At 44.8% G+C, this 23305-nt stretch carries 21 protein-coding genes; 8 read left to right on the top strand and 13 right to left on the bottom strand.

Annotation, left to right across the window (positions count from 1 at the left end):
* Window positions 1-354: 354 nt before the first annotated feature.
* Window positions 355-1554 carry a tyrosine--tRNA ligase gene (gene tyrS, locus AC27KT_RS10700; RefSeq protein ID WP_487129790.1) on the bottom strand — a complete coding sequence of 400 codons (1200 nt, stop codon included), beginning with the start codon at window positions 1552-1554 and terminating at the stop codon, window positions 355-357.
* Window positions 1555-1870: 316 nt separating this feature from the next.
* Here tyrS and AC27KT_RS10695 point away from each other — a divergent pair, with 316 nt between their 5' ends.
* Complete coding sequence (locus tag AC27KT_RS10695; protein WP_487129788.1) at window positions 1871-3196, top strand: OapA family protein; 1326 nt, start codon at window positions 1871-1873, stop codon at window positions 3194-3196.
* A 10-nt stretch (window positions 3197-3206) separates the two neighbouring features.
* Window positions 3207-4409, top strand: coding sequence for an anhydro-N-acetylmuramic acid kinase (locus AC27KT_RS10690; RefSeq protein ID WP_487129786.1), 1203 nt, complete (start codon window positions 3207-3209; stop codon window positions 4407-4409).
* 62 nt (window positions 4410-4471) lie between these two features.
* Here AC27KT_RS10690 and nhaD read toward each other — a convergent pair whose 3' ends face one another.
* Both nhaD and fucP read right to left on the bottom strand, forming a co-directional pair.
* Window positions 4472-5725 carry a sodium:proton antiporter NhaD gene (gene nhaD, locus AC27KT_RS10685; protein WP_487129784.1) on the bottom strand — a complete coding sequence of 418 codons (1254 nt, stop codon included), beginning with the start codon at window positions 5723-5725 and terminating at the stop codon, window positions 4472-4474.
* 248 nt (window positions 5726-5973) lie between these two features.
* Window positions 5974-7311, bottom strand: coding sequence for an L-fucose:H+ symporter permease (gene fucP, locus AC27KT_RS10680; protein WP_487129782.1), 1338 nt, complete (start codon window positions 7309-7311; stop codon window positions 5974-5976).
* Window positions 7312-7810: 499 nt separating this feature from the next.
* Between fucP and AC27KT_RS10675 the strand changes: the two genes are divergently transcribed.
* Together AC27KT_RS10675 and AC27KT_RS10670 are read left to right on the top strand one after the other, a co-directional pair.
* Window positions 7811-9130, top strand: a complete 1320-nt coding sequence (locus AC27KT_RS10675; protein WP_487129780.1) for a carbohydrate porin — start codon at window positions 7811-7813, stop codon at window positions 9128-9130.
* 211 nt (window positions 9131-9341) lie between these two features.
* The gene (locus AC27KT_RS10670; protein WP_487129778.1) at window positions 9342-10463 is read left to right on the top strand and encodes an alkene reductase; all 1122 of its coding nucleotides are present in this window, start codon (window positions 9342-9344) and stop codon (window positions 10461-10463) included.
* A gap of 100 nt (window positions 10464-10563) precedes the next feature.
* Here AC27KT_RS10670 and AC27KT_RS10665 read toward each other — a convergent pair whose 3' ends face one another.
* Complete coding sequence (locus AC27KT_RS10665) at window positions 10564-11010, bottom strand: SRPBCC family protein (RefSeq protein ID WP_487129776.1); 447 nt, start codon at window positions 11008-11010, stop codon at window positions 10564-10566.
* A gap of 200 nt (window positions 11011-11210) precedes the next feature.
* Complete coding sequence (locus AC27KT_RS10660; RefSeq protein ID WP_487129774.1) at window positions 11211-13022, bottom strand: trans-sulfuration enzyme family protein; 1812 nt, start codon at window positions 13020-13022, stop codon at window positions 11211-11213.
* Between the two features lie 155 nt (window positions 13023-13177).
* On the opposite strand from AC27KT_RS10660, the gene AC27KT_RS10655 reads away from it, so the two are divergent.
* Window positions 13178-14170, top strand: coding sequence for a D-2-hydroxyacid dehydrogenase (locus AC27KT_RS10655; RefSeq protein WP_487129772.1), 993 nt, complete (start codon window positions 13178-13180; stop codon window positions 14168-14170).
* A 61-nt stretch (window positions 14171-14231) separates the two neighbouring features.
* Here the strand turns inward: AC27KT_RS10655 and AC27KT_RS10650 are convergent, their stop codons facing one another.
* Window positions 14232-14804 carry a glutathione S-transferase family protein gene (locus tag AC27KT_RS10650; RefSeq protein ID WP_487129770.1) on the bottom strand — a complete coding sequence of 191 codons (573 nt, stop codon included), beginning with the start codon at window positions 14802-14804 and terminating at the stop codon, window positions 14232-14234.
* A 191-nt stretch (window positions 14805-14995) separates the two neighbouring features.
* Window positions 14996-15340 carry an iron-sulfur cluster insertion protein ErpA gene (erpA, locus tag AC27KT_RS10645; protein ID WP_014950570.1) on the bottom strand — a complete coding sequence of 115 codons (345 nt, stop codon included), beginning with the start codon at window positions 15338-15340 and terminating at the stop codon, window positions 14996-14998.
* 248 nt (window positions 15341-15588) lie between these two features.
* Here erpA and AC27KT_RS10640 point away from each other — a divergent pair, with 248 nt between their 5' ends.
* Window positions 15589-16422 (top strand): polyphosphate kinase 2 family protein, encoded by an 834-nt coding sequence (locus tag AC27KT_RS10640; RefSeq protein WP_487129768.1) that lies wholly within the window; start codon window positions 15589-15591, stop codon window positions 16420-16422.
* Between the two features lie 48 nt (window positions 16423-16470).
* Here AC27KT_RS10640 and minE read toward each other — a convergent pair whose 3' ends face one another.
* The 5 genes from minE to AC27KT_RS10615 form a co-directional block, all read right to left on the bottom strand.
* A complete protein-coding gene (gene minE / locus AC27KT_RS10635) occupies window positions 16471-16731 on the bottom strand; it encodes a cell division topological specificity factor MinE (protein ID WP_334050310.1) in 261 nt (86 codons plus the stop codon).
* Window positions 16731-17540: a septum site-determining protein MinD gene (gene minD, locus AC27KT_RS10630; RefSeq protein ID WP_014977272.1), complete on the bottom strand. Its 810-nt coding sequence runs from the start codon at window positions 17538-17540 to the stop codon at window positions 16731-16733. Before minD ends, minE begins: the two co-directional genes overlap by 1 nt.
* Window positions 17541-17570: 30 nt before the next feature.
* On the bottom strand, window positions 17571-18353 hold the full coding sequence (gene minC, locus AC27KT_RS10625; RefSeq protein WP_487129765.1) for a septum site-determining protein MinC: 783 nt from the start codon (window positions 18351-18353) through the stop codon (window positions 17571-17573).
* Window positions 18354-18703: 350 nt separating this feature from the next.
* Window positions 18704-20077: a class II fumarate hydratase gene (locus AC27KT_RS10620; protein ID WP_487129763.1), complete on the bottom strand. Its 1374-nt coding sequence runs from the start codon at window positions 20075-20077 to the stop codon at window positions 18704-18706.
* Window positions 20078-20229: 152 nt separating this feature from the next.
* Window positions 20230-20568 (bottom strand): hypothetical protein, encoded by a 339-nt coding sequence (locus AC27KT_RS10615; RefSeq protein WP_487129761.1) that lies wholly within the window; start codon window positions 20566-20568, stop codon window positions 20230-20232.
* A 201-nt stretch (window positions 20569-20769) separates the two neighbouring features.
* On the opposite strand from AC27KT_RS10615, the gene azu reads away from it, so the two are divergent.
* The gene (gene azu / locus AC27KT_RS10610) at window positions 20770-21219 is read left to right on the top strand and encodes an azurin (protein WP_487129759.1); all 450 of its coding nucleotides are present in this window, start codon (window positions 20770-20772) and stop codon (window positions 21217-21219) included.
* 76 nt (window positions 21220-21295) lie between these two features.
* Window positions 21296-22531 (top strand): putative manganese transporter, encoded by a 1236-nt coding sequence (locus AC27KT_RS10605; protein WP_487129757.1) that lies wholly within the window; start codon window positions 21296-21298, stop codon window positions 22529-22531.
* 58 nt (window positions 22532-22589) lie between these two features.
* On the opposite strand, the gene AC27KT_RS10600 is transcribed toward AC27KT_RS10605, so the two are convergent.
* Entirely contained in the window at window positions 22590-23297 is a 708-nt protein-coding gene (locus AC27KT_RS10600) for a DUF6776 family protein (RefSeq protein WP_487129755.1), read from the bottom strand.
* Window positions 23298-23305: the final 8 nt, after the last annotated feature.

Below are 23305 nucleotides of genomic sequence, written 5' to 3'. Positions count from 1 at the left end.
CGTAAGCGTTAGTATTAAGTTTCACTGTTGTTTCATCCCAGCCTGCTACGCGTTAACTGCTTATCGTACAGTTGGGTTCATTGATTGATTTTTCCCCTATAGACGATAGCAATTGCAAAAACCTGACAAACTTTTTCAAAAAAAAGTAAAAAAAAACAAAAAATCCTTTAGCGACAATAATTTATAAACGTTAAAGCCAATATCCCCACTTTTAAATTTGGCTTGTAGCTCAACTTTGTATGAGTAATTAGAGCCTTTTAAAAAATAATCGCCCTACCACCCTTTAATACTCTTATTTCAGGCAAAAAAAAGCCCGCTAAATTAAGCGGGCTTTCAAAAACTATCAGAAAAACATTAGGCTAGTGTAATACGCGCAAACTTGCGTTTACCCACCTGATACACATTTTCACCTTTTTCGGTGATTACTAAGCGGGTGTCTTCCACTTTATCGCCGTTAATTTTAACTGCGCCTTGCTTAATCATGCGCATAGCATCTGAAGTCGAACCTACAAGGTTAGCTTCTTTCAACAAATTACCAATGGCAATACCCTCATCGCTTAATGCAATTTCAAGCTCAGGCATATCGTCAGGGATAGCATTTTTCTGGAATCGTTGAATAAAGTCCTGATGCGCGCCTTCTGCCGCTGCGTCGTCATGGAAGCGTGCAATAATTTCTTTCGCCAGCATGATTTTGATATCACGTGGGTTTTCACCGTTAGCAACACGAGATTTAAGTTCAGCAATCTCTTCTAGCGGTCGGAAGCTTAGAAGATCATAGTAACGCCACATCAAATCATCAGAAATAGACATCACTTTACCAAACATATCGTTTGGCGCATCTGTAATACCAATGTAGTTGTTCAAAGACTTAGACATCTTCTGAACGCCGTCTAGACCTTCTAGAAGCGGAACCATTACAATAGATTGCTGCTTTTGGCCTTGTTCTTTTTGAAGTTCACGACCCATTAGTAAGTTAAAGCGTTGGTCTGTACCACCTAATTCAACGTCTGACTCTAACGCAACAGAATCCCAACCTTGCACCAACGGGTACAGGAACTCATGAATAGCAATTGGCTGACCGTTGTTATAACGCTTTTTAAAGTCGTCACGCTCAAGCATACGTGCAACGGTCTGACTAGCCGCAAGTTTAATCATGCCTGCTGCGCCGAGGCCATCCATCCACTCTGAGTTAAAACGTATTTCCGTTTTATCTTCATCAAGGATCTTGAACACCTGTTCTTGATACGTTTTCGCGTTCTCTAATACCTGTTCTTTACTTAAAGGCTTGCGTGTTACATTTTTACCTGTAGGATCGCCAATTAGGCCAGTAAAATCGCCAATAAGAAAAACAACTTTGTGGCCTAGTTGCTGGAATGTACGCAACTTGTTGATCAACACAGTGTGACCAAGATGCAGATCAGGCGCAGTTGGATCAAAACCCGCTTTGATAGTTAGGGTTTTGCCGGATTTTAGTTTTTCAATTAAATCCTCTTCGGGGAGAATTTCATCAACGCCCCGTTTAATCTCAGCTAGCGCTGTTTGCCAATCTTTCATTTGTACGTCACACTCTTAAAAAAACTGTATATTCAATATTGGCGGGCATTTTACGCGTACAACGGAACCATTAAAAGGTTTGCGCGTCAAAAAACGGATTACAAACAGTCATGTTGTTAAACCCAACAGCTTTTAACGTGGAATTAGAGTGCTGAATTAACGGGGACTGTATTCAGTAAACTCAAGAAATAGCCTTCATGATAAGAGCTATTGGGTGTAACAATTTGCGCTAACAATATAATGAGAAAAGTTGCATTTTTAAGCAACGTATGTGAAATAGTGTTGTGCACATAACATTTCTCAGGTGGGCAGTAGTATGAGAAAGAAATTAGACGCTTCTAAAGCGCTCAATTTATTTAAAAAATTACCGAAACAGCACAGAACTGGGTTAGCAGTAGCTAGCTTATTTCTGGGTGGGCTTATTCTTTTTCCAAGTGAACCAGTAGAAGCCAGTCGCCATCAAGAAGCACACATTCTGGATGCGGGTGTCCGCTATCCGGTGGAGCTTCATATTGCGCCGTCAACCAACGTATTTTCTGGTGAAGAAGAATTTTCATGGCAGACGTACAAGGTGCGCAGTGGCGATACATTAGCAAAGCTGTTTAAGCGTGCTGGCTTCTCTTCGCGTGACGTATATAACGTAACGCAGGCAGGAGAGCTAACAAAAACGCTGGTTACTTTATTGCCCGGCGATGAACTATCGTTTAAGGCGAATAAAGACGGCAGCTTCGGCGAGCTAAAGTACAAATTGTCTTCGACTGAAACCCTGTTTGTACGTCCAGAATCGTCGGATGAGAACAGCGCCTTAACCGCTGAGCTTGAAAAGCGAGATGTAGACATTCGCTACAACTTCGCCCAAGGTGAAATCCACTCAAGCTTTTGGAACGCCGCCAGTGATGCAGGCTTAACCAGCAACCAAATTATGAATTTGGCGGGTATTTTCGGCTGGGATATCGACTTTGCCATTGAGATCCGTTCTGGCGATACGTTCAACGTAGTATTCGAAGAGCAATACATCGACGGTGAATTTGTCGGTTACGGCGACATCGTTGCAGCGGAGTTTACCAACCAAGGCGAGCATTTTAGCGCTATTCTTCACGAAGATGGCACATACTACACGCCTGAAGGGCGCAGTATGCGTAAGAGCTTCTTACGTGCTCCGGTGAATTTTAGATATGTAAGCTCTAACTTCACAAAAGCTCGCTTCCACCCCGTGCAAAAGCGTTGGAAAGCGCACCGCGGTACAGATTACGTTGCTGCGGTTGGTACGCCAATTATGGCTGCGGGTGACGGTAAGGTAATTAAAGCGGGATACGATAAATATAACGGTCACCATGTATTCATTCAGCATGGCGAGAAATACACGACCAAATATCTTCACTTTAAAAAGCGTGCAGTTAAGGTAGGAGATACGGTAAAGCAAGGCCAAACCGTGGGCTATTTAGGTAGTTCAGGAATGGTTACTGGCGCCCATCTTCACTACGAGTTCTTAGTGGATGGTGTTCACCGAAATCCTCGTACGGTTGAGCTACCGAAGGCGCTTCCTATTGCTAAGGAAGAGAAAGAAAGGTTTATGGAAATTGCCGCAATACGCCAAGAGCAGCTAGATAATAACAAGCGCATTATGCTTGCAATGAAATAGCGACGACTAAATGGCAAAATATATTGGCCTGATGTCAGGTACTAGCATGGACGGCGTCGACGCCGTCCTGTGCGACATCTCGCAAACGTCTTGCACCACCCTCGCCGCCCATTCAATTCCTTATTCTGCCGAATTACTTACTGCACTGAATGCACTTTGTAGTGAAGGTCCAGACGAGCTCAATAGTTTAGCCATCGCTGATCGACTGGTTGCTGAAACCTTTGCAAAGGTCACCTTAGCGCTGCTTGAGAAGAGCAACCTACGTCCCTCGGATATTACGGCTATTGGCTCGCACGGCCAAACCGTACGTCATCACCCGAACTCCGATGTATTGTCAGCACACTTTGCAGAATCATCCATACGCGGCTTCACCTGTCAGATAGGCGATCCTAATACCATCGCTGTTCTTACTGGCATTGATGTTATTGCTGACTTTAGGCGCAAAGATATTGCGCTTGGTGGTCAGGGAGCTCCCTTAGTACCCGCTTTTCACAATGCAGTATTTGCCAGTGATGATAAACACCGGGCACTCGTTAACATTGGCGGCATAGCAAACGTTTCACTGCTTGCGCCAAAACGAGAAGCTTCACCACCCAAAGGGTTTGATACCGGACCAGGTAACACCTTGATGGATCAGTGGATAAGCCTTCATTTAAATAAAAGCTTTGATAAAGACGGAGCATGGGCGGCGTCAGGGCATTGTCACTCAGGTTTGTTAGACAGGCTCTTACTGGATGATTACTTCGCTTTGCCTGCGCCTAAAAGTACTGGCAGAGAGTATTTCAATATCAATTGGTTAAGTAATGCGCTTGCCGATTACTTCCCCTTTAGTGCAGAACTACAAAGCGAAGAAAAGAACAATAATTTAGCCCCTAAAGACGTGCAAGCTACCTTACTTTCGCTAACAGGTAGCACTATCGCTCAGGAAATTGTGAAGCATTTCCCTAAAACCAATCATGAAGGCGCAAAAAGCGAAGTTATAGTGTGTGGCGGTGGCGCATTCAATAAAGCATTAATGCATAACCTGAGCAATGCATTAAGCGATTATGTAGTAACAGACAGCCATGCTCTGGGCATCCATCCACAGCACGTTGAAGGCGCAGCATTTGCGTGGTTTGCACACGCTTATATGAATGATATTCCAGGCAATGTGCCTGCAGTGACAGGGGCTTCAAAAGCCACAGTACTCGGAGCGTTATATAAAAAAGCGTAAGGGCGACAGGCTATCGCCCTCAGACACTTTATTGGTTCTGTTTATAAAAGCAACGTCACTAATTAACTTGCCGTAACAAACAAATTCGCCATTACCAATACCAGCGCGTAACCCACGCTATACGCTGCAAGAAGAAGCAACACGAACTTGCCGTATTTGGCGAACGTCAGGCCCTTAACCTTACTCATGGTAACAATACCTGCTGATGAGCCAATAATAAGTAACGAGCCCCCCACTCCTACTGCATACGTGAACGCCATCCACTCAGCTGTCGACATGGCAATGTCCGCTTTTAACAACGCAGCAGTTAATGGCACATTATCTATCATGGAAGACAACACCCCCATCACAAAGTTGGCCCCTGTTGAAGGCATTACGCTATATACATGTAAAAGTGCGCCCAATGCGTCAATGTGATCGAGCATACCGACAAGCAGCAACACCCCAAGGAAAAACAGAAGCGTGTCGAATTCTATTAGGCGAATATAGTCCAAGATAGGATCATCATATTTTTCTTCTCCCATGAAGGTTGCCACTAAAAACATAACCGCCATACCCGCCAAAAACGAAAGCATAGGTGGAATAGCAAAAAGCACATTGGCAATTAACGTCAGTACAATAGTGGACAGGAATATTCCCGCAATTACGTAATCAACTGGCCTAAGTTCATGGCGTGTTTTTTTAATTTTAACCTCCCCCTTCATACCTATACTCAGCAGTAACGCTAGAAATAGTACTGCTGTGAGTGAAGGAATAATGAGTAAGAGCAGCTGAGTTATAGTGACCTTATTATCCAAGAAAATCATAAGAGTGGTGACATCCCCGGTTATTAGCGACACGCCCCCAGAGTTCACCGCAAATACCACTAGCACGGCAAATCGCATGGTTTGGTTAAAGGGCAAACCCAAGGATAAAACCATGGCAATAGACACCAAGGTCGCTGTGATGTTGTCAGCTAGCGAGGAGAAGCAAAAACTAAAAATAGCGGTAAAGAATATGAGTTTTTTGAGGGTTATTTTTTGCGGCATGATAATGTTTAACATGTTTTCAATCATGCCTTTGCGGTTAAGGTAAGCAACGAAAGTCATTGCCGCTAAAAGGAATAACCAGAGTGTGGATATTTCGCTTATGTTTTCTATGAGGTGTTCATTGAGCTCTGCTAGGTGAGGGCCCCTATTCGCATCTATGAAAAGAAGGATCCATGCGAATGTTCCGAAAAATAATGTGGTTTTGGCTTTATTCACGTGTAGCACTTCTTCAAATACCACACCCAATAATGCCATTACCGCTATGCCAATGAGCACATAGTCCAGCATACGTTTTACTCCCAAATTGTCAGGGGTGAATTATACGATTGCTGTTTATGCGTTAGCAGGTGTTCTGCGTTATACAAGGGGAAAAATCAGTTATATTCAACATGCACTAAACTGATGAAAATACGGTGAAAAAATGCTGTTAACTAATTGAGTGCATTCCTCAAAAAAGTGGAATACATAACGTATTCAATATACAAAAAAGGGCCAGTGATAAAATCACTGGCCCCGTAGACGTTTCTGAAGAAATACTATTTAGCTATTCCCATTTCCATCTTTTTAAGGGCATCTGCGTCTATATCGGGCTGAGGCTTAGCGCTGCTCTTTTTGGCGCGCATGTCGAAGTAGCCATAGCCACCTACAAGCAAGAAGCAAATAGCTGGAACAATATATGACACAACAACACCTGCGCTATCAATAATGGCGGCTTGGAACAGCGGCATAATAGCTCCACCAAGAATGGCCATTACAAGGCCTGCTGCGCCTAGCTTAGTGTCTTCCCCCAGACCTTCAAGCGCAATGCCGTAAATCGTTGGAAACATTAATGACAAACAGGCAGAGATAGATACCAATGCGATCACGCCTGCTAAATTAGGCGACTGTGTCATGAAGATACATAGCGCCATGGCAATCAGTGACATGATCATTAGCAGTCTAGCTGGATAGAGATACTGCATAACCCACGTCATCACGAAGCGAGAAATTAGAAATACAATCATGCTGTATTGTAAAATTTCACCACCACTCACTTCGTTGCCACCTGTCGCTTTCATTGCATATTGGATGGTGAAGGTCCACACGCACGTTTGTGCTCCGACATTAAAAAACTGAGCCAATACGCCAAACCGATAATGCTTGTTGGCTACCAACCGCTTAAGCGAAGCGCCCAACTTAACGTCTTCCACACTAGACTCAACCGACTCTTGAATTGGCGCTTTAATTAGGAAGATAGCAACCCAAACCAAAACGAGTACACATGCCATACCTACATAAGGAAGCATTACCGCATCAAGCTCAGCCCCTATCACGTTTTTAAGCTCGCTTACCGACATGGCGGCACGCTCTTGTGCAGATGCCTGATTTAGGTTTGGCAATATAAGCGTTGCAGCCAAAAACACACCTAAATTAGTACCAACGGGGTTAAATGCTTGAGCTAGATTTAAACGGCGTGTCGCGCTTTTTTGATTTCCCATCGCCATAACGTAAGGGTTCGCCGACGTTTCCAGGATGGATAACCCACCAGCCAATACAAAAAGTGCTGCAAGGAAAAAACCGTAAGTCATGGTTTGACTGGCTGGATAAAACAGAAATGCCCCCGCGGCCGCACAGCCTAGTCCGGTCAATACACCTGTTTTATAAGAAAAGCGCTTGTTGATAAAAGCAGCAGGAATGGCTAAGCAAAAATACGCGCCATAGTAGGCAAATTGAACCAATGCCGATTGCAAAGACGACATGGTAAATATTTTACTAAATACCTTTACCAAAGGGTCTGTCATGTTCGCAGCCACACCCCATGCAGCAAAGCAAATCGTTAACAATACAAAGGGAATCAATGTGTCTTTGGAAACCAAAGGGGCGTTGTTTTTCATAAGAACGGCCTTTCGCTTGTAAAAAATTAGTTAACCAATTTAAGCATTGCTCTTTACCCCTGTCAATAAATCAATTTGATTTATTTATTACAAATTGCACTGAAAATTAGACTTTATATGTAGAAAACCGTTAACAAAAACCACCGGACTATTTTCAAACCGATTGCAATTGAGATTAAAAGAACTTTTAATTCAATAACTTAAATAAAATACAAGATAATAACGAAAGACTACTGCCCACTTGGAAATATCGTTATTCCATCACCGTTCCGTTAACGAAAAACACACAAATTTTGAAAATTAAATAAATAAACAAGGTTGATTTAATATCAAAGGTTAGTTAAATTTCGTTCAAAACAAGCATATGTTAACGCGTTGTAACGTTAGCCAGCTGCGATTTATCTAGCTTCAACAAGGAGTTAGCAACAAATGCGTAGATGTCATCAGTCACATATTCGTAGCAAGCTGTGATTGATAAACATTTTTAATTGAGAGAATAATGATGAAAACACCTACAGTTACCCGTCGCTTTTCTGGATGTAAGACCGGCTTGCAAACAGCGCTCCTCGCAAGCACCGCCATTGTTGTCGCCACTGCGTCAGCATCACAAACTAAGTTCCAAGACGCGTTTGACTTTCAAGCAAGTTATACGGGTGAGTCAGCCACTAATATTGACGGTGGTGACCGCAGAGGCAGTGCCTATGCGGGTCAGCTCTTTGTAGGAGGGGAATTAGATTTAAATACGCTAGCGGGCTGGAAAGACACCAAAATCCATATTGCCATGACAAACCGACACGGCAAAAACTTGGCCGAGCATTACATTGGGAACAGTACGTCCGTACAAGAAATCTTTGGTGGCCAAAATACCCGTCTTGCACGGTTTACGATTTCTTCCTCGTTTTTAGGTGGCGATTTAGAACTAGAAGGTGGCCGTACAGTAGCGAATATTAGCTTTTTAGGCTCTGAACTTTGTCAGTACTTTCAAACCAATGCTGCTTGTGGGAACCCAACCTTTGTATTTAGAACCAGTAACTTTACTTGGTGGCCGGTTTCGAGTTGGGGTGGCCATGCGAAATACTGGCTTTCGCCAAAAACATATTTTCATACCGGCGTTTATGAAGATAACACCAGTCATCAAGACTTAGGCGATCACGGCTTCGATTGGGCGACTAATGAGGCTACAGGTGTTGTTGTGCCCTTCACTCTGGGATATCAAACTACGTGGGACAATGACGAACTTCCAAGACGCTATGAAATTGGCGGTTGGTACGATGGCGCAGACTACACCGACCCAGTCTTTGATGAGGAGGGCAACTATGCGGCGCAGTCAGGCAATGATTACGCTGTTAGAAACGGTCGCTCGGGAATATTCGCACGTTTTGAGCAAACTGTTACTCGTCCTAACCCACTAACGAAAGAAGGGTTAACACTATTCGGTGCAGTGCTAACCGGTACATCGGGCGAGCTGATTGAAGACTACTATATAAAAGCGGGCTTTGTATTGCGAGGCACACTGACCTCACGCCCTGACGATACCCTTGGCTTCGTATTTACCCGTCAACAGTACAGTGACGAAGCGCTAGAGGATCAGCGTATATTAAGAAGCATAAACGGCGGGGTTGGTACACCAGCAAGCAGCCAAACCATGTTAGAGCTAAGTTATGGTTATCAACTCAACGACCACGTAAGAATTCAGCCGAACGTTCACTACATTATCAACCCCGACCAATTCGCACAGCGCGACCGAGTCTTGGCACTTGATGATGCGATTGTTCTGGGCCTAAGGTTCGACGTAAACCTAGCGGCTTTGATACTTTAAATCTCCCTGCAATACACTTCACAGCGCCTTCGGGCGCTTTTTTTAAAACCGATGTCACTCCCTGCCGTTGTGTTTAATTAGTTTCAAGGGCAACTTTCTACCAATCCAACTTCTCGCTATCCCTGTATTCACTACTGTCTTATAGCGTTGTGAGCACCAATACGCTTAGCGCTTCAACATCAATCTATTCTACGTTGAATAAGGAATAACAATGACAGACTCAGTACTTTTTAGCTCGTTTAAATGGGCAGAGAATACATTGCAAAACCGCATGGTATTAGCCCCTATGACGAGAGGTAGAGCTGGCGCCGATCGCATACCCAATAAAATTATGGGCGATCACTATGTACAACGCGCAGATGCAGGGCTCATTATTACTGAAGCAACGGCTATTTCAGAAGAAGGCATTGGCTGGGTTGATACCCCCGGAATTTATACCGACGACATGGTCGAGGGCTGGCGCTCGGTGGTTAATAGAGTGCACGAGGCAGGGGGAAAAATCGTTTTGCAGCTATGGCATACTGGGCGCGCATCACACAGCGACTTCCACAATGGAAATTTGCCCCTGTCGGCATCAGCAATAAAAATTGAAGGGGATGAAATTCACACGCCTAAAGGCAAGAAGCCCTACGAAGTGCCGAAGACGATGACCTTTGACGATATAAAACGCACAGTACAAGACTACAAAAAAGCGGCCATTAACGCCAAGGCAGCCGGATTCGACGGTGTGGAAGTTCATGCGGCAAATGGCTATCTCATCAATCAATTTTTGGATAGCCGCAGCAATCAGCGCACCGATAATTATGGTGGTAGTGTCGATAACCGCTACCGCTTTTTGGCCGAGGTGATGGACGCAGTATTGAGCGTGTGGGATAAGGAGCACGTTGGCGTGAGATTATCGCCAAACGGTGTATTTAACGATATGGGGGCCGATGATTTTCGTGAAACCTTTACCTTTGTTGCCCAACAGCTAAACAAATTGGAGATAGGTTATTTACACGTAATGGATGGCTTGGCCTTTGGCTTCCATGAACGAGGCGAAGCCATGACCCTTGCTGAATTTAGAGCGCTATTCGACGGTATGATCATTGGAAACTGTGGCTACACCAAAGAAGAAGCCGAGAAACGTTTATCTGATGGCGATGGTGACATGATTGCGTTTGGAAGACCTTGGATCACGAATCCAGATCTTCCGACACGATTTAAGCATAATTACCCTCTCGAGTCCTTTGACGATCCATCGTCATGGTACGGAGGTGGTGTTGAAGGCTACAACGATTTTGAAACCTACCGCGAGAAGAGCGGGAAAGACGCGATGACTTCGCTGACTTGATTGTCTTTGGGCAGAGCCTTGCGCTCTGCCCTTTTCAAAAGCGTTATTTGAATTAACACGATGCGTAATGCTGACGCGTTCTCACTATTTAAATATGGCCTTAGTTAAACGACTTTTTCTTAGCGGCTAATACGGCAAGTTTTTCTAGGCACGACATCCACGCGTAGTTGTGCTGATCGCATTCTTGCTTATTTACAAAGCCTTGCTGAATGAGAACCAACCTTACATTCCCCTCTTCAGTCTGTTCGAAGTGAATGTCGACTGATGTCATCACCGACTCTTCCATATCATCTTCCCACGCCCAAGAGAACGACAGCTGCTCGTTCGCTAAAATAGTCACGTACTCACCAGTTAATGACATTTCAATACCGCTGGGATCCATCATCTTTATGCGATAGCGACCGCCTTCCTTGAAATCACTCATGATTTGTGTGACCGAACAATCGCCCGGCGCAAACCACTCACTAAGATATTCAGGCTCGTGAAATGCCGCAAAAACAAAGGGCAATGATGCATCTAGCGTTACATCAATTTTAAACTCGTGCATAAGGCTGCCTTAGATATTCTTTGACGTTAAAGATCTGTGTCTATCTTACCTTATAACAAAAGTTAGGCGCACTAGCGTCATTTACCTTTGCTATAAATAAAAAATCCCGAGCCCGCGTAAGGAAAGGCCCGGGAGAAGGAGAACATCCTCAATATTTTTTATCGACAGCTCAAAGCAACTTCTTGAGCTAAAAAATGAACCTATGCACCTTTCATCAGTGAATCCATACTGGCCTTGCTGCCAAAGTGCTGTGAACTTACTCTTTCACTTACCGTCAAATACAGATTGTCGATGTCGGCATTTGCCATAAACTTCTCACAAAATCCTGGAACATGAGGCTCGATAAAATGTTTGGCGGCTAGCATAAAGTGGGCAATGAGCTGCTTAACGTTGTCGGTACCCATGGCGATACGCATAGTCGTCAGTTCTATGCCGGCTTTCTTCTGCTCTTCGGTACTGAGTTCCGAATGAGACGTCAGCGCCGGGCATAAAATTATCGTATTATTCTGGCCAATACTCACTTGGTGGCTGAATGCAGGCTCTAGAGCATCAAAAAATCGCACAAAAACGTCGCGAGGCAGGTTTGCCGGCGCCATATCAACAGTGAATAAGGTACACGGCCAGCCGTGTGTATGCTGCTTCTCGCGCAACCCGGCATTACTGTGTTCAGGCAGTGCGTGACAGTTAACGCGAATTTGGTCGTGAGCATTCAAAAATGCAGTAAACACTTGGGTATTGATGACCTTGGTCATCATACGCTGCTCTAGGGTCTTCATGCCGTTTAGTACATCAAAGGCCTTTTCAGAATCTAAGAACGCGCCTTTAATGTAGTACACATCCCAAAACATGGTCTGTGACCAATCAACACCATTTGCTGAACTGCCTTTTGGCTGGAACATGCGGTGCCCTTCGCCAATAACTACGCCTGCTGTGGTAGCACCGCTGCCACACAAATCTTTGGTGTAGCTGTGGATCACATAGTCAGGTCGTGCAGCTTTGTTTTTATGCTGAAGTGGCTGATGCAGTACAGGTGTAGCAAGGGTGGAGTCCAACATTACCAACGCATCTTGTGCATGCGCTAATTCACAGATCCCAGGCACATCCAATACGTAACCATGTGGGTTACAAGGCGACTCTAAATACACGTGCATTTTCGCACCATTGCTTAAGCGCGACGCATGTTCAGTTTTAGTTTGCTGCATGAACTCTGCAAAGCTCTGTGCGTCATAACCGTCAAACCACGCAATCTGTATGTCCATTCGGTTGCTGCGGGCGAAATAATCATGAAGTAGCTGGTACACTCCGCCGTACACGTTCCTCGAAACAATCAGTACATCGCCATGACTAAGAACATTTGATAAACACGCATCAATGGCAGCCATGCCCGAGTTGAAGTTCCAAGCTAGATATTCGGCAGCGTAAGGACCCGCTTCCATATCCACAATGGCGTTAGCAAGGGAAATATTCGTTGGGTTTAAAAGACGTGAATAAATTTGGTGAGTAAATTCTTTGCCTTGAAACGCGTCGTCGACCCATTCAGTACAGGCATACACATAAGTCGCTGTTCTTACCACCACCGGTGTTGCAGAAAAAAGTGCCGTGACATTGTCGAACAGTGGATAGTGCCCTTGCGAGCCATTGCCACTCGACAAACTTTGGTACGTGGCACGAAATGGATTTTGCAACGTGTCCAGTATCTTGGCAATTTGAAAAGACAGAAACTTTTTAGCGTTGAAATAAGCCAGTCTGTCTTCTTTATCAAGTCCTTGTAGCGTATTACTCGTAATATCCCATAGCTGCATGACGCTGGCTTGAGCACCATATAAGTGATGAGCGGTGTTGGCGAGTGCCTTACCGTAGTCGCTTTGTGCACTAATACCGAAATGAGATAATTGTTCCTCAACTAAAGCCTGCGTTGTTTCGGCTTGGGTCGTGTTACGCTTAGGTGAAAGCACCTTGGCGTGCATTACATCAACATCTGTTGAGTTTTGGAATTTGTTTTCTGACTGCATAGCGATTCCGTTGCAAATTGACTTCAGGTGCATGTACATGACACCAATACTGTTTACAAAAATGTAAAACTTAAATCACATTTTTAGAACAACCAGCATTACGATTGTGCAGTCAGACAGAGGAAAGAAAAGTTTACTTTAGGAGTGTTAAGCGAATGACAGCAAGGAGTTCAAAGAGGATTGAACTGACTATTTTAAGCGATGAGGCGAATGATATTGCCGAAGCGATTCGCCAAAGAATAGCAGATAACAACGACTTCATAGGCGCTGATGGTCTCCCGCTTTTAACGCTTAAACAAATTACTCAATGCCCCGAAGATGTAAATTCAGAAACCGTTACGGTACTGCTTGCAGACCCCGACCTTGCGTCTCGAATTATTGATACATGTTCAGCACTCACCTGGTGTCAGTCTAGCTGGGCAGGCAATGCTCCCCTTCTAAATGCCGATAGAAAGAACTACATACTTACCGGATTAAAGGGAATTTTTGGTAAGCTAATGCGGGAATATGTTTTTGCTTACTTGCTTGGGCATGCCAGAAACGTAAAGGCTTTTGAGCAAAACCAGCGTGCCGCTCAGCCAATTTGGGAAGCATCAAAGCGAATGCCGCTAAATGGACAAACGCTTGGCATTGCTGGACTGGGCAGTATTGGGCAAGCATTGATCCCCGTTGCTCACGCATTTGGAATGAGCGTTGTGGGTTTAACCCGAAGTGGGCAAGCAGTGGAAGGTGCAGATGCTGTCTATACACCCGATACTATAGAAGCCTTTGCCAGTGCATGTGACCACGTGGTGAATTTAATGCCCGACACGCCTTTTACGCAAAACATGCTTTCTCACGAATTTTTTAGTGCGCTGAAACCCCACAGTGTATTTATTAACGCAGGGCGAGGCAGTGCAGTTGACGACGATGCGCTCTTGGAAGCTTTAGACAACGGCGCATTGGCCCATGCAGCATTGGACGTCTTTCGTAACGAGCCACTCGACTCCGCTCATCCATTTTGGCAGCACCCTCGTATTTCGGTGACGGCTCATACTGCCGCGGAATCTCAACCAAGCGACGTAGCCGATGTGTTTTTAGAGAATGCGCTGCGTTACATCAACGGTGAATCGCTTAATTACCAGTTTGATTTTGCAAAGGGCTATTAGGGTTTAAATAGCACATCTCGTCATCCACTCAAGGCTAAAATACAGCCTGTCTGTATGACGGTTAAATTCTAGGGTCAGTTGCCGTTACCTCAATGCGATCATGGTGCTTTTCATGAAACGATAACAGCTGAGAATAATCCTTCATACTGTATAGCTCACGGAAAAGTACCCAGTCAATCATGCTGTACAAACAGATTTCGGGATAAGTCCAGCCACTAAATCCACCCGCATCAAGCTGGTTTGACAGCGCATCTAACACAGCTTCAATTCGCTCGTTTTGAAGACGGTAATACATTTTGTCTTCGCTAATATCAAATTCTGAACGTTTCAGCAGCATAAGCTGAACAAAGGAGTCGTTAGCTGCATCAATCAGGGTTAGTTGATTCTCTTCTTCCCAACTTAACCCTTCGTGATCAAGCTTATCGGCAAGGTAGTTATAAATAATGCGAGAGTCGAAAATCATTTGGCCGTCATCTTCAAGACAAGGCACTTTAAGCGTAGGGTTGCGAGAGGCGAGCAACTCGCGATCTTCACCTGAAAAAATTTGAAGATTAAGAAATTCATGTTCTGTAGACGCAAGTACGATGCGAATGCGGCGCACGTAGGGAGAAGTGGTGGAGCCATATAATTTCATAAACGCTGTCCTAAACCGTAGTCGTTCTGTGAAATCAGTGTAGCCGGAATTTGAAAATAAAAGGAAGTGTTGAGAACAAGACAACCGACAGGCATACAAAATGATGCGATGTATGCCTATCGTATTAACATCAAGCGCTCAAAGCTGAACGTTCAATGCCTAAAAAGCGTAATAGTGTATAGCTCATGCCCTTAAACGCTAAAGCTTGCACCACAGCCACAGGTCGTCGTGGCATTTGGGTTTTGAACTAAAAACCGTGAACCTTCCAGACCATCTACATAATCGACAATGCCACCGACCAAGTATTGTAAGCTCATCGGGTCGACAACCATAGTTACGCTGTCTTTTTCAATGGTCATATCGCCTTCGTTCACTTTCTCATCGAATGTGAAACCATATTGGAAGCCTGAACAACCACCACCTGTTACGTATACACGTAATTTCAAATCAGGATTTTCTTCTTCTGAAACAAGGGCTTTCACTTTCGCTGCTGCAGCGTCTGAAAACTCAATTGGCAACGCCGTTTCTACAGACATACCCACCTCTACATTAACCTCGTGCTTTCGCACTTTGTGCTTGGTCGCAATTATCTAATACTTGCGGATAGTTAGCAATTATTGGGGCAAAACTTAACGATTCAAGTAACTGCACAGTGACGGCATTTCTTTTAAGTGACACGTTGAGATAGAAAAGTTAAGTAAACTAGTTAACACTAACAGATAGAAAATAGCAGTGTGGTCAACGTATCTAAAATATTGACGATACACGAATAAAGGAGCGGCATATGAGTACAACCGATAACTCCCAGTTACCTTCTTCCACCCCAGTGCTGTTTGACAATTTCGGACAGTCTCGCTTTACGAGCAAAGAAGAATACAAAGACGCGTTAGTGAAACAGCAAGAAAAACTCTTTCACGTTCAGCAATCTTACTTTCATCAGAAAAAACGAGCACTCATTGTGTTTGAAGGATGGGATGCGTCAGGGAAAGGCGGCGCTATAAGGCGTATAACAGAGAAATTGGACCCTCGTGGCGTGAGCGTATTTCCTGTGGCAAAGCCCGCAAAAGAAGAGCAGGACAAACACTTTCTCTATCGCTTTTGGCAACACATCCCCTCCCCTGGCACACTTAAAATATTTGACCGCTCACACTACGGAAGAGTGCTTGTAGAAAGAGTAGATAAGTTGGTTGATGAAGAGGTTTGGCAGCGCGGTTATGACGAAATAAATGCATTTGAAAAAACGCTCAGTGACAGCGGGGTTCGCATTATCAAACTCTTTATGCATATTTCGTCAAGCGAACAGCGGGAGCGGTTTGAAGAGCGGCTGCACAATCCTTTCAAGCGCTGGAAGTTAACCGAAGAAGACTTGCATAACCGCAAGATGCGAAACGCCTACGTAGAAGCTACAAATGACATGTTCAAACACACCCACACGCATTATGCGCCATGGCATGTAATTAACGGAGAGTTTAAGTGGCAAGCAAGGGTTAACGTACTTGACGCCGTAATCGCCAAACTCAGTGAAGGCGTAGATATCTCTCCGCCTCCACTTGATGAGCGTTTAATCGCGCTGGCCTCCAAGCAACTAGATGTCGATGAAGATCTAATGAGCGACTAAGGTGAAAGAACGCTGGCAGGCAGCCATAACTAATTAAGCGATTTAGCCTTAGCTATTGCTGTCTGGCAAAGTCACGTTCAATTCAAGTACGCTGCAATCATCGTTATTGTCTAGCTGTACTGATACTTGATCGTCGGCAATCGTCACGTATTTGCGAATTACCTGAATAATTTCCTGCTGCATCATTGGCAAGTAATCAGGCTCTGTCCGCTTTTTACGTTCATGCGCAACAATAATTTGTAACCGCTCTTTGGCGACCGCTGCGGTGCTTGGCTTTTGCTTCTTTTTGAGCAGGTCGAAAATTCCCATTACTTCCCTCCTAGCAGACGCTTAAAGAACCCTTTCTTCTCTGCTTCTAGGAAACGATGTGGAACAGTTTCGCCTAGCAGACGTTTTACAGCGTCAGCATAAGCTTGTCCTGCATTAGCTTCTTCGTCAAGAATAACCGGCTGACCTTGGTTAGATGCTTTCAGCACCGATTCAGATTCTGGAATAACACCCAATAGTGGAATCGCCAAAATTTCTTCAACGTCTGCAACACTTAGCATTTCAGCACTTTCAACACGACTTGGGTTGTAACGGGTTAATAAAAGGTGTTCTTTAACCGGTTCGCCCTTTTCTGCGCGCATCGATTTACTTTGAAGAATACCCAAAATACGATCTGAATCACGTACAGACGACACTTCAGGGTTAGTAACCACAATGGCTTCATCAGCGAAATACAACGCCATCTGTGCGCCTTGCTCAATCCCCGCTGGCGAATCACAGATAATAAACTCAAAGTCTTTCTTAAGCTCGTCTAATACAGCCTGCACACCATCGACGGTAAGCGCGTCTTTGTCGCGAGTTTGTGATGCCGGAAGAATGAAAAGGTTTTCCGTTCTTTTGTCTTTAATTAGTGCCTGTTTAAGTGAGGCCTCTTTATTAATGACGTTTACGAAATCGTAAACAACGCGGCGTTCACACCCCATGATAAGGTCTAGGTTTCGCAAGCCCACATCGAAGTCTATCACTACCGTTTTATGGCCTGCTAACGCAAGTCCCGTACTTATTGCTGCACTCGATGTAGTTTTGCCTACACCACCTTTTCCTGAGGTTACTACGATAATCTTTGCCATCTATTCTTTCCTATTAGTGCGTACAAAGCATTAAGCCAACGGCTCTATACGTAATGTTTCTTCTTCTAAATATACTTGTGCAGGTTTCTTCCAGCATTCACCTTTCACGGTTTCGTGCATAATGAATTGCCCTGCAATTGAAATAAGTTCCGCGTCTAACGACTGGCAAAATACACGGGCTCCCGTATTGCCTTTTACGCCTGCCAACGCGCGGCCGCGCAATGTGCCGTAAACATGAATATTACCATCGGCAAGCAGCTCAGCCCCCTCGCTTACAGAAGCCGTTACCACCAAGTCTCCGCCTTCGGCATAGACTTGCTGACCAGAACGTACCGGACGGTTAATTACTTTGGCAGGTTTGAGCGTGGTTGCCGCTGCAGAAGCCGGTTCACTTTTTGGCGGCGCAGAAACGGTTTGATCTTGCTGTGCGGTTTGAGAAGGGTTTTCGCCGCTTCCGTTATTGTTTTCACTACCATTCGCTTTGTGCGAACGAAGGGCGCTGTCTGTAAATTTGCTTTGGCTTACATCTGCTAACCCCAAATCATTGATGGTAGGCTTCAGCTCTGCCACCTCACCTTTCACGGCCATTGGCTGCAACTGCAGTCGACGACATAGCGCCACCAGCAGCTCGAACTCTGTAGCAGATAAAGGCTTTATTAAATGTAAAATCAGTGAGGAACGGGTAAAGAACTGCGGCGCGCTCGCGACCTTCTGAGATAACTGAGCTTCAAAATTATCTGGCTCAAAATCTATTACTTCTAACACAATACTGGTGAGCGTAGTGCCCTTCATGCGAAAGCAAGTTTCTGTCATTTTTTCTTCCCGAAAAGGCGTCACTTTCCTCATAGCAATTAGCCATGACAATAAGCAAAACCTATTAGCGCTAGTGTCTGTTGCTGTCTTATGCAGCTATACAATTTATTTATTGTGTCACTGTATCAAAAATCCCGTTCGCATACAGCAACTGTATACCGGTTAAAACACGTTTTACCCTGATAATACCCCTTGAATAAGCCAAGAACGTGCCAATCGTTGAGCAGTTTTTAATCAAGCGTATATTATGCGAGTTTTTAGTGCGTCCTGTTTGTATACAAACGCCTCTTTCACCATAAAAAGTGCGATCGTAGATCGCACTTTTTATCACCTTCGTTTTCTCACAGCGCTTAAGGTGTGGTAAGTTTTTTCGGGTCTAGTAGTGATTCTAACTCGCCTCTGGGGATATCTGTCATCGCTTCAGCCACATCAATAACAGGCTTGTTTTCTTTATAGGCGGTTTTTGCTATTTCTGCGGCTTTAGCATAGCCAATAACAGGGTTGAGCGCAGTGACGAGCACGGGATTTCTGTAAAGCGCAGCTTCAATGTTATCTCGATTTACAGTAAAGCCCTCGATCGCCTGCTCGCCGATTAGCGTCGCACTGTTGGTCATTAGCGACAGACTTGAAAGCAAATTGCTGGCAATCATAGGTAGCATTACATTTAACTCAAAATTCCCAGACTGCCCGCCTACAGTAATCGCCGTATCGTTACCTATTACCTGTGCTGAAGCCATCGCCACTGCTTCTGGAATAACCGGGTTTACCTTGCCGGGCATAATTGATGAACCTGGCTGTAGCGCAGGCAGCGCAATCTCACCTAAACCAGCCAAAGGCCCAGAATTCATCCAGCGCAAGTCATTAGCAATTTTCATAAGGGTGACGGCTAAACTTTTTGTCGCACCGGAAAGCGTCACTGCTGTGTCTTGAGAGCCAATCAATGCAAAGAAATTGTCAGCGGGCTTAAACGCAATGTCGGTCAGCTCCCCTAGTGCATCTGAAAATGTCGTAGCAAAATCCGCATGGGCGTTTACACCTGTTCCCACCGCAGTGCCTCCTTGGGCAAGGGTTTGAATAGCAGGCTGCACAGCGCGCAGGGTTTTAACCTGCTGCTTAAGCTGAGAAGCCCAAGCCAGTAAGCTTTGATCCATGCCTACAGGCATCGCATCCATGAGATGAGTGCGTCCGGTTTTGCAGTATTGCGCTACCGACTTTGCTTTAACTTCAATAGTGCGAATTAAACTTTCAACGGCCGGTATAAGCTCATTTGACAATGCAATAGCTGCGCTAACGTGAATGGTGGTAGGGATCACATCATTTGAACTTTGCCCGTAATTTACATGATCATTCGGATGAACCTCTTCGCTGGAATAACGAGAGGCTAAGCGAGCAATGACCTCGTTGGCGTTCATGTTTGTGCTGGTGCCTGAACCAGTCTGAAATATATCAACGGGAAAATGCTGCATCACATCATCAAGTGCCAACAGCTCATCACAGGCTTTAACTATGGCTTGGCCGCGATCTTTATCCAGCACTTTGAGTTTCATGTTGGCTTGTGCTGCGGCTTTTTTTACTGTAATCAACGCGCGTACGAAGGCTTCGGGCATGCGTTGCCCGCTTACAGGGAAGTTTTGAATGGCACGCTGAGTTTGCGCGCCGTAGAGTGCATTTTCGGGGACCTGTAGCTCGCCCATACTGTCGCGTTCTGTGCGTGTTGCTGTCATGACTCGTATCCTTGTGTTGATATAGCTAGCTTTTCGGCGTGGTTGTCACGCTTTTATCAGAATCCTATTAGGGCTAGTGGCATTAGAAAACTAGGCCCTAGTAAGTGATTTATAAAAAATGGTGACTAGGGCATGCAGACCTTTGCTGTACATCAAAGATCAACAGGCTCTCTGGTGTTCATGTCTATTTTTATTCTCGCAAGCGCAATTCGATCACTCTCGTTACACGCGTAGCGCTCAGCTTTAAGTAACGGCTTGTACAAATGATCTAAACAACTATGCCGCCATTGCCGACTTACCAGCGGATCGCACAGAGTTTCATAAAGCACCTCAACCGCATTTTTATAGATAGAAAATTTGTCTCTATCACTTGGCAATAAGTTGGCAACGAAAGTTACACCATCGAGATAATTTCTTAAAAGCGTTGGGTTAAGCTCATTGTCGTTGTATCCAAATCGAACGTGTTGAACTGCATTTCGTATCGAAGACATGTGCACCCCTTGTGCGTGAAAAAAGAAAAAATCTCGGTAAACATAAAAGAGCGTTCTTTATATATCTCTTTGCATACCACTTAATATAAATGATAATTGTTAGCATTTACAATGATCCAGTGCTATTCTTTTTCGTAAAGAAAATTGAATCTTCCAATTCCACCGACAGGTGAAGTTAACCAAATTCAAAGGACATTATTTATGATCAAGAAGTTACTTGGTGGCACAGCCCTTTTCCTTATGACCTCTGGTGCATTTGCTAACGAATGCGAAGTGACTGTGGAATCAAACGATGCCATGCAATTCAATACGTCGAACGTTGTTATCCCAGCGAGTTGTAGCGAGTTTACCGTGACTTTGAAGCACACAGGTCAGTTGCCTAAACAAGCCATGGGCCATAACTGGGTGATGACAACAAAAGCCAACGGACAAGCAGTGGCAACAGACGGTATGAGTGCGGGTTTAGATAACAATTACGTTAAGCCAGACGATGAGCGTGTAATTGGCGCGACTGACATTATTGGCGGCGGTGAACAGACTTCTACGACCTTTTCTGTTGAAGGGTTAAGTAAAGATGAAGAATACATGTTTTTCTGCTCGTTCCCTGGTCACATCGGCATCATGAAAGGCACAGTTACGCTTTCGAGCTAAGGCGTTGCGAAAACTAGGCGTGCGTATCTCGGCACGCCTTAAACATGGATAACAGTAGGTCGAGGGTGTAGTTGTAATGGATACGGCGTCTCACACATCAAAAAGCGCAAAGGCGGTGGTCCGGTATAAGCACTTACCTTCTTTTACTAGCGCCCTATTAAGAAACGGGATTTTTCCTCACTTAACCAATAAACGGCTTTTGATGCCGCTGTTTATAGCCATTCTTCTTACTTATAACAGCACCCGTGCGGTTACCTTGTCGGTGTTGTCAGATGCATTTTTTCAAGTGGCAGCGTTTGTATATGCATCGCTTGCGCTTTATTACGTTGCCACGTTGCGCGTTTCAGCTGAAGCTATTGGTAATTATATGAAAGCGCACCCTGTACATGAGGTAGGATTGTCTGCCCTACTTGGTGCTCTGCCAGGCTGCGGTGGTGCTATTATCGTTGTCACTCAGTACACGCGAGGTGTTACAAGCTTTGGAGCTGTGGTAGCAGTGCTAACCAGCACTATGGGAGATGCCGCTTTTCTGTTACTCGCCCAAGCGCCGTTAGATGCTTTAACCGTAATGGCCGTCAGCGTCACGGTGGGGGCAATGACGGGGCTGGTGGTCAATAAATTTCATAATTATCAGGCTCCTGAAGCCGATGGTGCGCTCCAACAATCGCAAAACTGTGATAAACCCAAAACAGTAAGCCACAAAGCCATATCACTTTCTAAAGTATTCTGGATGATTGCGAGCTTACCCTCGTTGGCAATTGCGCTTGGTTTGGCGTTTCAACTTCCCGTACACAGTTACCTTGCTATCAGTGAAAGTACCCTAACGCTGATTGGCGCCGCGTTATGTATTTCGAGCCTTGGACTATGGTCTTTGTGTGGTTCGGGAAGCGGATACGCTTCGATTACAAAAGAGGATTTAATTCCGCCTCCGCCTAAATGGCAAGAGAAAGCCGCATTAGACACACAGTTTGTATTGGCATGGGTAGTACTCGCTTTTCTTATGTTCGAGCTGTCTGTTGTCTGGTTTGGGCTAGACATTGCAGGGCTGCTTCAATCAATGGGTCCCGGCTTAGTTGGCTTGGCGATCATCATCGGGTTCTTACCTGGTTGCGGTCCGCAGATATTGGTAACGAGCTTATACCTTAATGGCGCAGTTCCGTTTTCAGCACAACTTGGCAATGCAATAAGTAATGACGGCGACGCCTTGTTTCCCGCCATTGCGCTCTCCCCCAAAGCAGCGCTAATTGCCACAGTATACTCTGCTATTCCTGCGTTTCTTGTGGGTTATGGCTACTGGTATTTGTTTGAATAGAGCTTTCGATGCGTTAAAAGGTTGAATTTACGGCTAGGATAGCGCTGCCCCACAGCGATTACTCTATTTCGACAGAAAGCGCTTCATTCCACGGCACGCTTATCTCATAGTTGCCTTTACGGGTTTTGTACTGATAGACCGTTGTAGAAAAACTAATGGTTTCGGGATTTATATCTTCCTCGATAGTGAGAGTTACGTTAACGGCTTGGAAAAAGCGAAAGCGGTATTTGATATCTTCTGCCAGCAGGCTCGATTCGCCCGATTTCAGCGTGATCGCTTCACCGTTTCGCTCGCCGACTACGGCAATATCTAAACTGCCATTTATCACTGCTTTTTGCTGTTTAGATTGCAGTAAAACCAACCTGAGTTGATAAGTATTTTCGCTTAATTTAAAGACCTCTACCCCTTCAATAGCAAAGCCATCGTCGGTTTTCTCTGGCGCCACGACGCGTTCATAGAAACTCAGTAACTCTTGTTGCGCCTCACGTTCTTTTTTCTGTTCGCCTAACGTATTGGTAATGCTCTCCGTTTCGAGCGTGGCAAGCTCCATGGCGACTTCAAGCTGATTTACTTTTGTAGTTAACGCATTGTTTTCTTCTGATAATAAGGCAATAGTTTCCTGCTGAGCCTGTACTTTCTTGCTGTCGCCTTCGTCAATAATTCGCGCTAGCTTATAGCCGAAACCAATCATCGCAAACATAATAAGCGCCACTAACAGTGTCCACTTGTAGTTGCCTAAAACTTCTTTTAACTGATCTGTCGTCATGATATCTA

The sequence above is a fragment of the Alteromonas sp. 5NW40-0090 genome (assembly GCF_057552975.1).
Note: the sequence above shows the minus strand (reverse complement) of the source record. Positions and strands in the feature narration are given on the sequence as shown.

Coding starts and splice junctions, on each gene's coding strand:
- minE (WP_334050310.1), bottom strand. CDS start 16,731: ATGGGAATTTTCGACCTGCTCAAAAAGAAGCAAAAGCCAAGCACCGCA.
- AC27KT_RS10605 (WP_487129757.1), top strand. CDS start 21,296: ATGGATACGGCGTCTCACACATCAAAAAGCGCAAAGGCGGTGGTCCGG.
- minD (WP_014977272.1), bottom strand. CDS start 17,540: ATGGCAAAGATTATCGTAGTAACCTCAGGAAAAGGTGGTGTAGGCAAA.
- fucP (WP_487129782.1), bottom strand. CDS start 7,311: ATGAAAAACAACGCCCCTTTGGTTTCCAAAGACACATTGATTCCCTTT.
- AC27KT_RS10655 (WP_487129772.1), top strand. CDS start 13,178: ATGACAGCAAGGAGTTCAAAGAGGATTGAACTGACTATTTTAAGCGAT.
- AC27KT_RS10675 (WP_487129780.1), top strand. CDS start 7,811: ATGATGAAAACACCTACAGTTACCCGTCGCTTTTCTGGATGTAAGACC.
- tyrS (WP_487129790.1), bottom strand. CDS start 1,554: ATGAAAGATTGGCAAACAGCGCTAGCTGAGATTAAACGGGGCGTTGAT.
- AC27KT_RS10620 (WP_487129763.1), bottom strand. CDS start 20,077: ATGACAGCAACACGCACAGAACGCGACAGTATGGGCGAGCTACAGGTC.
- AC27KT_RS10670 (WP_487129778.1), top strand. CDS start 9,342: ATGACAGACTCAGTACTTTTTAGCTCGTTTAAATGGGCAGAGAATACA.
- AC27KT_RS10660 (WP_487129774.1), bottom strand. CDS start 13,022: ATGCAGTCAGAAAACAAATTCCAAAACTCAACAGATGTTGATGTAATG.
- AC27KT_RS10640 (WP_487129768.1), top strand. CDS start 15,589: ATGAGTACAACCGATAACTCCCAGTTACCTTCTTCCACCCCAGTGCTG.
- AC27KT_RS10650 (WP_487129770.1), bottom strand. CDS start 14,804: ATGAAATTATATGGCTCCACCACTTCTCCCTACGTGCGCCGCATTCGC.
- azu (WP_487129759.1), top strand. CDS start 20,770: ATGATCAAGAAGTTACTTGGTGGCACAGCCCTTTTCCTTATGACCTCT.
- minC (WP_487129765.1), bottom strand. CDS start 18,353: ATGACAGAAACTTGCTTTCGCATGAAGGGCACTACGCTCACCAGTATT.
- AC27KT_RS10690 (WP_487129786.1), top strand. CDS start 3,207: ATGGCAAAATATATTGGCCTGATGTCAGGTACTAGCATGGACGGCGTC.
- nhaD (WP_487129784.1), bottom strand. CDS start 5,725: ATGCTGGACTATGTGCTCATTGGCATAGCGGTAATGGCATTATTGGGT.
- AC27KT_RS10695 (WP_487129788.1), top strand. CDS start 1,871: ATGAGAAAGAAATTAGACGCTTCTAAAGCGCTCAATTTATTTAAAAAA.
- erpA (WP_014950570.1), bottom strand. CDS start 15,340: ATGTCTGTAGAAACGGCGTTGCCAATTGAGTTTTCAGACGCTGCAGCA.
- AC27KT_RS10615 (WP_487129761.1), bottom strand. CDS start 20,568: ATGTCTTCGATACGAAATGCAGTTCAACACGTTCGATTTGGATACAAC.
- AC27KT_RS10665 (WP_487129776.1), bottom strand. CDS start 11,010: ATGCACGAGTTTAAAATTGATGTAACGCTAGATGCATCATTGCCCTTT.
- AC27KT_RS10600 (WP_487129755.1), bottom strand. CDS start 23,297: ATGACGACAGATCAGTTAAAAGAAGTTTTAGGCAACTACAAGTGGACA.